Origin of the sequence: Arthrobacter psychrochitiniphilus (assembly GCF_003185915.1) — a bacterium.
GTDB classification, from domain to species: Bacteria; Actinomycetota; Actinomycetes; order Actinomycetales; family Micrococcaceae; genus Specibacter; species Specibacter psychrochitiniphilus.
In genome coordinates this window covers 329,674-340,093 of sequence record NZ_QHLZ01000005.1, presented here as the reverse complement: position 1 = coordinate 340,093, position 10,420 = coordinate 329,674, and the positions used below count along the sequence as shown (strand labels likewise).

The 10,420-nt window shown below is 58.8% G+C and carries 7 protein-coding genes; 4 read left to right on the top strand and 3 right to left on the bottom strand.

Annotated features, from left to right (window positions below):
• Window positions 1–199: 199 nt before the first annotated feature.
• Window positions 200–1,399: a glycogen synthase gene (glgA, locus tag CVS29_RS10330; protein WP_110106213.1), complete on the bottom strand. Its 1,200-nt coding sequence runs from the start codon at window positions 1,397–1,399 to the stop codon at window positions 200–202.
• Window positions 1,400–1,506: 107 nt separating this feature from the next.
• On the opposite strand from glgA, the gene glgC reads away from it, so the two are divergent.
• The 4 genes from glgC to pepN all read left to right on the top strand — a co-directional run bounded on the left by glgC (window position 1,507) and on the right by pepN (window position 8,209).
• Window positions 1,507–2,952: a glucose-1-phosphate adenylyltransferase gene (gene glgC, locus CVS29_RS10325; RefSeq protein ID WP_179442397.1), complete on the top strand. Its 1,446-nt coding sequence runs from the start codon at window positions 1,507–1,509 to the stop codon at window positions 2,950–2,952.
• Window positions 2,949–4,388 carry an SDR family NAD(P)-dependent oxidoreductase gene (locus CVS29_RS10320; protein ID WP_110106211.1) on the top strand — a complete coding sequence of 480 codons (1,440 nt, stop codon included), beginning with the start codon at window positions 2,949–2,951 and terminating at the stop codon, window positions 4,386–4,388. The genes glgC and CVS29_RS10320 overlap by 4 nt, the downstream gene beginning before the upstream one ends.
• Entirely contained in the window at window positions 4,382–5,467 is a 1,086-nt protein-coding gene (locus CVS29_RS10315; protein ID WP_110106210.1) for a YeiH family protein, read from the top strand. The genes CVS29_RS10320 and CVS29_RS10315 overlap by 7 nt, the downstream gene beginning before the upstream one ends.
• 102 nt (window positions 5,468–5,569) lie before the next feature.
• Window positions 5,570–8,209 carry an aminopeptidase N gene (gene pepN, locus CVS29_RS10310; RefSeq protein ID WP_110106209.1) on the top strand — a complete coding sequence of 880 codons (2,640 nt, stop codon included), beginning with the start codon at window positions 5,570–5,572 and terminating at the stop codon, window positions 8,207–8,209.
• Here the strand turns inward: pepN and CVS29_RS10305 are convergent.
• Together CVS29_RS10305 and lplAB are read right to left on the bottom strand one after the other, a co-directional pair.
• The gene (locus CVS29_RS10305) at window positions 8,206–9,291 is read right to left on the bottom strand and encodes a tellurite resistance/C4-dicarboxylate transporter family protein (RefSeq protein ID WP_110106208.1); all 1,086 of its coding nucleotides are present in this window, start codon (window positions 9,289–9,291) and stop codon (window positions 8,206–8,208) included. The two genes, pepN and CVS29_RS10305, sit on opposite strands and share 4 nt — an antisense overlap.
• On the bottom strand, window positions 9,270–10,352 hold the full coding sequence (gene lplAB / locus CVS29_RS10300; RefSeq protein ID WP_110106207.1) for a lipoate-protein ligase LplAB: 1,083 nt from the start codon (window positions 10,350–10,352) through the stop codon (window positions 9,270–9,272). The genes CVS29_RS10305 and lplAB overlap by 22 nt, the downstream gene beginning before the upstream one ends.
• Between the last annotated feature and the right edge of the window lie 68 nt (window positions 10,353–10,420).

Sequence of the window (10,420 nt, the reverse complement as noted above, 5' to 3'; positions counted from 1 at the left end):
CCCCCCTTCACCATCGACCCCACCCAAACCAAACGCCGCAACAACTACCACCACGGCCTCCCAAAAAACACCAACTAAGCCACAGCACGGCCGCATCACCAAAAATGCCAGATCAGCCCCACAACCGCCGTAAGAAGACAGAGAAGGCCCGGTCATTGACCGGGCCTTCTCTGTCTTAGCTACAACTTAGCTACAACTACTACTCTGGAAGAACGCTCTTATAAACATCGAGAGTCTGCTCCACAATTGACTCCCAAGAGAAGTTATCCCTGGCCCGCTGACGGCCCTTCTCTCCCATCTCACGTGCCCGAGCAGGATCGTTGACGACTTCGATCATGGCTGCGGCAAAATCAGCAACAAACTTTTCCGGGTCCAGCGGTGTTCCAGTTCCATCACTGACCTGCTCGAGAGGAACCAGCAAACCTGTCTCGCCGTGTGCCACAACTTCTGGGATGCCGCCCGTGGCGCTGGCAACCACGGCAGCACCGCACGCCATGGCCTCCAAATTCACAATTCCCAAGGGTTCATAGATGGACGGGCAAGCAAACACAGTCGCGTGACTGAGAACTTGAATCAGCTCAGCACGCGGCAACATGCGCTCGATGACGATGACGCCATCGCGCTGAGCCTTGAGACCGTCAATGAGCTCATTGACTTCAGCCCCGAGCTCCGGGGTGTCAGCAGCGCCGGCACAGAGCACCAATTGAACCTCGGGCGGCAGGTACGCAGCCGCTTTCAACAGGTAGGGCACGCCCTTTTGACGCGTTACCCGCCCTACCCACACCACACTGGGCCGGTCTGGATCGATACCGAGCGAGCGGACAAATCCGTCTTCCTCGTCCCGCTGCCATTGAGCCACATCAATACCGTTGTGAATGACTTTCACTTTGGCCGGATCTACATCGGGATAGCTGCGCAAGATGTCTGCTCGCATGCCCGCTGATACAGCGATGATCGCTGCTGCCGATTCGTAAGCAGTCTTTTCAACCCACGAGGAAACGGCATAACCGCCTCCCAATTGTTCAGCCTTCCAGGGCCGTAACGGCTCGAGGCTGTGGGCGCTAAGAACATGCGGGATATCATGTAAAAGCGCAGCAATATGGCCCGCCATGTTCGCATACCAGGTATGTGAATGGACCAGGTCTGAGCCTGCGATGGCCGAAACAACCCGTAAATCAACACCCAATGTTTGTATTGCGGCATTTGCTTGTGAAAGTTCAGGAAGATTCTCATATGACGTCACATTTGCGCCATGAAAGTCCTTGTCCCGTTCCTTTCCAAAGGCATGCACATGCAAATCTGCTTTGGCTGCCAAGACACGGCTGAGCTCGGCTACATGCACGCCGGCCCCACCGTAAATCTCGGGCGGAAACTCTTTTGTCACAATGTCGATACGCACACTAACAAGGTAGTCTGTCGGGACACATTTGTTCTAGTGTGAAGTTGTTGTGACCTGCAGATCAGGCCACCGCGAGGTGCACCATACAAGCTGTCGGAGGTTGAATCATGTCAGTCAAGAAGGTTCTGGCGATCGTCTTAGCAGGTGGTGAGGGTAAAAGGTTAATGCCCTTGACAGCTGACCGCGCTAAACCGGCTGTTCCCTTCGCCGGATTTAGGTTAGTCGATTTCGCATTGTCTAATTTGGCAAATTCAGGGTATTTCAAAATTGTGGTGTTGACACAATACAAATCGCATAGCCTTGACCGTCATATTTCGGAAACATGGCGCATGTCAACACAATTGGGTAACTATGTTGCCTCCGTTCCCGCACAACAGCGCCGTGGTAAGAGCTGGTTCCTAGGTAGTGCCAACGCCATATACCAGTCTCTGAACCTCATCGGCGATGCTGAGCCCGATATTGTGGTGGTGGTGGGAGCCGATCACGTCTACCGCATGGACTTTGAACAAATGGTCCAAAGCCACATCGCCTCTGGCGCCCGCGCAACAGTTGCCGCCGTGCGCCAGCCCTTGGAGATGGCTGACCAATTTGGTGTCATCGAAATTGATGGAACCCCCATTGACGGGGCAATTGGCGCCCACAAGATCTCAGCCTTTGTGGAGAAACCTGAATCGACTCCGGGGCTGATGGATGCCCCTGACCAGTTCCTTGCTTCCATGGGAAACTATGTCTTTGACGCAGATGCCCTTGTCGAAGCCCTGGAACAGGACGCGCTCAAGGAAAACACAAAGAATGACATGGGCGGGGACATCATCCCGTACTTCGTAAGCCGAGATGAGGCCTACGTCTACGATTTCTCCACTAATGACATCCCTGATGCCACTGACCGGGACCGGAACTACTGGCGAGATGTAGGAACCATTGATTCCTACTATGACGCGCATATGGATCTGATTTCTCCCATGCCGATCTTTAACCTGTACAACAGGGCATGGCCTATCTTCACGCGTAATACAACCTCTCCACCGGCGAAGTTTGTCCGCGGGGAACAGAACTCGGTGGGAACAGCTCTGGATTCCATAGTCGCCCCTGGCGTTGTGGTCTCCGGCGGTGTAGTGGAGAATTCTGTCCTCTCCAACGACGTCTTTGTAGCCGCAGGTGCACGGGTACAGGAATCTGTGCTCATGGATCGGGTATCGGTTGGCGCCGGCGCTGTTATACGCCGCGCCATCATTGATAAGAACGTCAAGATCCCAGCCGGAGCAACGATCGGTGTAGACGTCGAATTGGACAGGGCTCGCGGTTTCACCATCACCGAGTCCGGGCTCACGGTCCTGAGCAAGGGACAGTTCGTTTCGCCGCCTGACGAGCATGAAAGAAAACTCGCTCTAGAAGCGGCGGCAGAGCTGCCCGAGGCACTCGCCATCGCCATCGACAGGAATCAATTGTCCGAGGAGACGGCAATGAAAATAGTGGAGAATCAACTTTCTGCCATCACCCCCGTTCATGCTGGGTCAATGTCATATGACGGAGAGGCTAGCATTGATGGGTGAGCGCCCCCGAATTAACCCCTGAAGAGATCCAGAATTGTCTTAAGGTTTTGGAGTCCATCCATGTCTACGACGAAGAGCACCCTGACTATGTTTCGGTTCGCCGAGCTACAGGAAAAATGTTCAAGGCAGTCAAACGGCACCGTCGAGTGGTCAAGCGTGATGCGATCAACGACGCCGACAAGGCAGTGATCGCGTTGACCGCCACCGCGGCGCCGGATCGCATTGACGATGAGACTCGGGGCAACAAGCTCAAACCCTCAACGACTGGTGACACGGCGGGAACGCTTCTGCGTTCCCGCCCGTGTTACATCTGCAAACAGCACTACACCCTGGTAGACGCGTTCTATCACCAGCTGTGCCCGGACTGTGCCGCTTTCAACCATTCAAAGCGCGACGCGCGGACCGACCTCAGCGGCAAACGCGCCCTCCTCACGGGAGGCCGGGCAAAAATCGGTATGTACATTGCCTTGCGCCTCTTGCGCGACGGGGCCCACACCACCATCACCACTCGCTTCCCCAAGGATGCTGCCCGCCGCTTCGCCGCCATGGAAGACAGCAGCGAATGGCTCCACCGCCTGAGCATCGTCGGCATAGACCTGCGTGATCCAACCCAGGTTGTGGCCCTGGCTGATTCCCTCAACGAAGCCGGCCCGCTGGACATCATCATCAACAATGCTGCACAGACAGTTCGCCGCTCCGGCAACGCCTACAAACCGCTCGTTGACGCTGAACTTGAGGAGTTGCCCACCGACTCCCCCATGCCAGAACTGGTCACATTTGGCCATGCCCACGACAAACATCCGCTAGCCCTGGCCACCCAGATGATGGAACACCCGCAACTGGCTGGCAATGAAATTGCCGCTTTGGCGCTCTCCATGGGCTCGGCCTCTTTGGATCGCATCGAGGCAGGCACAGCCATCGACGCCGGAGGCCTGGTTCCTGATGTGGCGGCAATCAACAGCTGGACCCAGGTAGTGGACCAGGTGGACCCGTTGGAAATGCTTGAAGTCCAGCTCTGCAACGTCACGGCACCTTTCCTGCTGGTTTCGCGTCTTCGCCCGGCCATGCAGGCTTCCGCAGCCCACCGCAAGTACATTGTTAATGTCTCCGCCATGGAGGGCCAGTTCTCCCGTGCCTACAAGGGCCCGGGCCATCCGCACACCAACATGGCCAAGGCCGCATTGAACATGCTGACCCGCACCAGCGCCCAGGAGATGCTGGAGACCGACGGCATTCTGATGACGGCAGTTGATACCGGCTGGATCACTGACGAACGCCCGCACTACACCAAGGTTCGCCTGGCCGAGGAAGGCTTCCACGCGCCACTAGATCTGGTGGACGGAGCTGCCCGAGTCTATGATCCCATCGTCATGGGCGAATCTGGCGAAGACCAATACGGTGTCTTCCTCAAGGACTACAAGCCCAGCCCATGGTGAAGCCCGACGCCGGCCGGCAAGCCTTAGGGGACGGCATACGGAAGCTGGGGCCTGGAATGGCTGTAGCTTTTGCGGCCGTGGCGCTCTCTTTGGTTGTTCATGCCCTGATACCGATGCTGCCAGCCATGACGGTAGCAGTGGTACTGGGCATTGCCGCCGTCAACCTCCCAGGCACCTCAACACTGTGCCAAGGACCGTGGCGCGCCGGGTTGAACTTTGCCGGGAAGCATCTGATGCGCGTGGGAATCGTCTTTTTAGGTCTGAAGCTCAGCCTAGGAGACATCATGGATCTGGGCTGGTTCAGTGTTGCACTGGTGGTTACTGTGGTGCTGCTCAGTTTTGCTGGCACCTACGCTTTGGGGAAGCTTTTTAGGCTGGCCGGCGATCTACCTCTTCTGATTGCCACCGGCTTCTCCATCTGTGGAGCTTCCGCCATCGGCGCCATGGCCGCTGTCAAGGGGACCAAACATGAAGACACGGTGCTGCCAGTGGCCCTTGTGACACTGTGTGGAACACTGGCGATTGGTGTACTGCCGCTGCTGATGCATCCTCTGGGTCTCTCCGCGCTGCAGTTTGGCCAATGGGTGGGCGCTGGCGTTCATGACGTGGGACAGGTGGTGGCGACGGCACAGACGGCGGGAAACGTTGCGCTCAGTGCGGCCGTGGTTATCAAGCTCACGCGCGTAGTGCTTCTGGCACCTATTGTGGGAGTAGCCGGGGGTGTGGAACGCCGCCGCCAGAAGGGTGAGCTGGCAGCACATCAAAGCCGTTCAGACGCAGCCCCAACGGATACAAGCACGGCGAAGGCTACCCGGTTTCCGCCCGTAGTGCCCCTGTTTGTGGTGGGCTTCCTTCTGCTGGCCGCGATTCGAACCACGGGCTGGTTGCCGCAGAGCGTCATTGAAGGGGGCGCCCTGGCTCAAGACATTGCCTTGGGTGCTGCACTCTTTGGACTGGGTTCCAGCGTCCGGGTCCGGGACCTGTTGGCTACCGGACTGCGCGCAACCGCCATGGCCATGTGCGCCTGGGCCCTTATTGCAGCGTTGGCCTTTGGCGCCGTGCACCTGATGACCCCCTAACATCCTTGGGTGTCTTGATACACTGGGCGCCTCGTGGCCTTGGACGCCCAGCTTCCTTTAGTCCGTGCTTGCTTTGGTGGCGGTACATGATTGAATGAATTGGTGTCCAATGAAAATCTTTTGCGTAGTGAAGCCGCCCTCCGGAAGTCCTTCCTCACCGTCCATGGCTACGATGTAGCACTGGATCTTAGCGAAGCGGAAGACCTTGCCGTTCCTGGCTTCGCGAGCCGAACCACTATTAGCTTCGCGGCTGACATGTCCGCCCCCGGAGCATCACACACTTTCTTGGACTTCATAGGTTTATCTGTTGAATCGGTGATCCTGAACGGGCACCACTTACCCGTAGCCGAGGTGGTTGACGGGGCGCGGATTATCCTGCCCGCCCTAGCCGCCCAGAACGAGGTAGTGGTGAGCGCCACGGCCGCCTACTCCACGAGCGGCGAGGGACTGCACAGGTTTGTGGATCCCGCGGACGGTAAAACCTACACCTATACCCAATACGAGCCGGCTGACGCCCGCCGCGTTTTTGCCAATTTTGAGCAACCCGATCTGAAGGCCCCCTTCACCTTCCATGTCACGGCACCAGCGCATTGGCTGGTGGCATCCAACCAAGCCGTGGCCAACAAGACAGTGGCTACAAAGACAGCGGCGGGCGCTGAGCTAAGCCGCTGGGATTTTGCCCCCACCTTAGCGATTTCCACATATATTACAACCGTACTGGCCGGACCGTACTTCAAGGCAGAAGATCATTTCTCCATGGTTTTCTCTCCCGAGAGCAGTCATGCCGGCCTGCAGATGAACATCCCCTTGGCCGCTTATTGCCGGGCGTCACTGGCGAGCCACTTTGATACCGAGGCCATTTTTGCGGTGACCAAGTCCGGGCTGGCATACTTCAACGAGCTCTTCGACTATCCGTACCCCTTCGGCAAGTATGATCAGGCGTTTGTGCCCGAATACAATCTCGGCGCCATGGAAAACCCTGGTCTGGTGACTCTCACCGAGGCCTATCTGTACTCCTCCCGCGCCACAGACACCGCGTATCAGCAACGCGCCAATACGATCATGCACGAGATGGCGCACATGTGGTTTGGCGATCTTGTCACGATGGCGTGGTGGGATGACCTGTGGCTGAAGGAGTCCTTTGCCGACTATATGGGCCACCTCGCAGTTGCGGAGGCCACCGATTGGGGTGAGAAGTCCTGGACCATGTTCGCCAGCCGTCGCAAGGCCTGGGCCTACACTCAGGACCAGCTGCCTACAACACACCCCATCCTCGCTGACATCGCGAATCTGGAAGCCGCCAAGTCCAACTTTGACGGCATCACCTACGCAAAGGGTGCCTCCGTGTTGAAGCAACTCGTGGCGTACGTGGGCAGGGAGGCCTTCATCGCCGGCTCTCGCGAGTATTTCAAGAACCACGCATACGCCAACACGTCGCTGCAGGACCTGCTAGTCCCGCTCAGCAAGGCATCGGGCCGCGACCTTCAGACCTGGGCAGCCCAGTGGCTTGGCACCTCGGGCATGTCCACGCTGGTCCCGGATCTGGATGTTGACAAGGGCGCCGTGACGTCACTGTCCATCACACAAACAGCCTTTGATCCGTTGACCGGCAGTGTGGCCGTGCGCCCCCACCGCCTTGACGTTGGCTTTTTCACGTACGACGCCGGTGCCCTGGTCAGGAGCGCCTCGTTCGCCGTCGATGTGGTGGGCGCTAAGACGCAGGTGCCAGAGGCCACAGGGTGCCCTGCCCCTGACCTGGTCCTTCTCAATGATGGGGACTTGAGCTACGCCAAGGTTCGGTTGGATGCCGGCTCACTGAGCACGGCGCTGACGGGGGTGGGCCGCATAGTTGACCCATTGGCCCGCAGCCTTGTCTGGTCTGCGTTGTGGAACGCCACACGGGATGCCCTGTTGCCCGCAGCCGTGTATCTGCGTACGGTGGTGGCTCATGCTGGTGGCGAGGCCGATACCAGCTTGTTGCAAACCCTGGCAGAGAATGCCCTGTACGCACTTGAACACTTCTGCCCCATCCGTGACCGTGACGGGGCTGGGGAACTGTTGCATTCCGGTCTCGAACAGCTCCTACAGCAAGCCGCCCCCAGCAGTGATGAACAGCTGGTCTGGGCCCGTACGCTGGCCTTGTTGGGCCGGGGCAGCGATGAGCTCAATGAGCGCAGCCGGGAACTTCTGGCTGGGGTGAACGTGCCGCCGGGTCTTGTAGTGGATGGGAGCTTGCGCTGGCTGCTGTGGCAACAACTTGCCGCGCGCGGGAATGCTACGCGCGCCGAGTTGGATGCCGAATTGGCACAGGACACCACGGCGGAACACCGGGCCAACCATTGTGCCGCCGTCGCAGCTCTGCCAGTCGCTGAACTTAAAGCAGAGCGCTGGGCGGAGGCTGTGGAGGGCAAGGAACTGAGCAACGAGCTCCTCAGTGCCACGATCGCAGGTTTCATGGTGGGTGAGGCCGTGTTGTTGGCGCCGTTCACTGAGCCCTACTTCCAGTCTATTGAGGCTGTATGGCGTAGTCGGAGCCTTGAAATTGCCGGGCGCATTGTGGGCGGGTTGTTCCCTTCGCGCCAGGATTTGGCCGCCGGCACCAGCCCGGAACACCATCCCGTGGTGCACCGCACGGACACGTGGCTGGCCGGGCATGCGGATGCCCCGGCAGGGCTACGTAGAATTGTGCTGGAACAGCGGGACCAAATGCTCCGTGCGCTAAGGGCACAGGCTGGGGCCTAACCGGCGGGATTCCCACGCCGCACCCAGCGGATAAAGGTCAGCGTCATGCCGAGAAGAACTGCAAGCCAGGCTGCCACGGCCGTCCACGTGGCCACGTTTCCCAGCCAGGCAACAAGGGGCATGTGGTTGACCGTGCCAAAACGGTAGGTTGCCACAGCGAACATGCCCAGGGGAAACACAATGGACCACAGCGCCGTTGAGTAGCGCAGGGGTTCGCGCCGCACCGCATGCCGCCAGAAACCGAAGGCCACCAAAAGGGGAACCCACCACAAGCCAAAAGCCCACAGCAGATAGCTGATGCCGCCCACGGTGGGGCCGGCTACGTGGATGACGGGCACCTCTGCTGGCAGGTGCAAGATCATAGAACCGGCCAGGACGGTGATGGCCGTGGCCCCCATGAAGATCCAGTTGGTGGGCACAATCCCGCCATGGTTCTCACCGCCCGTGAGCAGACGTAGCATGACGAGGGTGGTGAGCGTCAAATAAAGCATGATGCCAATGCCCCAAAACGCCACCGCCGCATCGCTTAGGAACCGTACTTGACTGCCACCGGTGGCCAGGGACGCCGCCACCATGGCCAGTGACTGGGTGGAAACCACCCACAGGAACCAGGTCCCATCCACGGGCAGCAGGCGTGGGCGCAACGTCTCACCAATTTCGGTGCGCAGCATCATGGACAGCGGCACACCATAGGCCAGAAAAAGCCACAAGGGAATACTCATGGCAGCCATGACCCAGGTGACGGCTGGCGCCACGGGGTGGAAACCCACACCCACCACGTTGATGGCCGCAACCATGGTCAGATATCCGAAACCTCTGTGGGGGTCACGGAAGTCAATCACGGCGGCGTTGGTATGGATCACTAATCTGCCCACCAGTCCAACAATCAACACCAGAAGAGCGCCAACGGCCATCCACAGCAGTGCTCTTGCAGCTAGGCCCCATCCCGCATCAAGTAGAGCCGAGGAGACTATGCCGGTAGCCATGACAAAGGCAAAGGCCGCTGGTGGCTGATTGGGCCAGGCACCCTTGATACGGGAGCTCACACGGGCAAGGGCACTCATGGAACCCGGTTCAGCCATTCCTCTGTGCCAAATTTACTCTCCACCCTGCGTGCTGCTTCCGCCAGTTCCGCCTCGGTCAGCAGGGCTGGGCGGGCGTCATAACGCGCGCTAAACGTTGCCGCCATGCGTTCTAGAATTTCCTGCCGGCTCATGCCGCTTTGGCGGCGCAGCGGATCCACCCGTTTCTTGGCCGAGCGGGTTCCCTTATCCGAAAGTTTTTCCTTGCCAATCCGCAACACCTGCACCATTTTGTCTGCGTCAATGTCATAGCTCATTGTCACATGGTGCACCATGGCGCCATTGCTGAGCCGTTTCTGGGCTGCACCACCAATCTTGCCCTTGCCCGTGGCAATGTCATTGAGGGGCACATAAAACGCCTCAATTCCCATGGATTCAAGGGCGGCCAAAACCCATGCGTCAAGGAACTTGTAGGAGTCCTCAAAGTTCAGCCCGTCCACCAACGTCTGGGGCACGTACAGGGAGTAAGTGATGCAGTTTCCGGCCTCCATGAACATGGCGCCACCACCGCTGACCCGCCGCACCACCTTGATACCGTACTTTTCGACGCCGGCCGGCTCCAATTCGTTGCGCACGGACTGAAAGCTGCCAATCACCACGGATGGCTCGTCCCAGTCCCAAAAGCGCAGGGTGGGATTGCGGCGCCCCGCACCCACTTCCTCCGTCAATACCTCATCTAATGCCACGTTGAGGGCCGTTGGCAAAATGGTTGGGGCGATGACGTCCCACTCGTGATCGAGCCAGCTCGTTGCTTTCGTCAGCGCCCGGCGGAGCGTGATGGCTACGGCCTGGGCGGAGAAACCAAAGAGCACGGCCTCCGGGGGCAGTGCTGCCGTGATGGCATTTGCCAGCGCATCGGCAGAAAGGTTGGCAGGCAAGCCGTTCAACGCGGCGTTGATGTCATCAAGTGCCTCGTCAGGTTCCAGGAAGAAGTCGCCGCTGACGTGTACATCCGCTAGCGTCTCATCAATGACGCGGCAATCTACCACCACCAATTTGCCGCCGTGGACCTTATATTCACCATGCAGTTCAGAATTTTCACCGTGCAGTTCAGAAGCCATGGCTCTATCTTCCCAAGCTGGCGGGGGGAAGCGCAAAAAAGGCAGGGCCCGCACTTTCCGTGCGGACC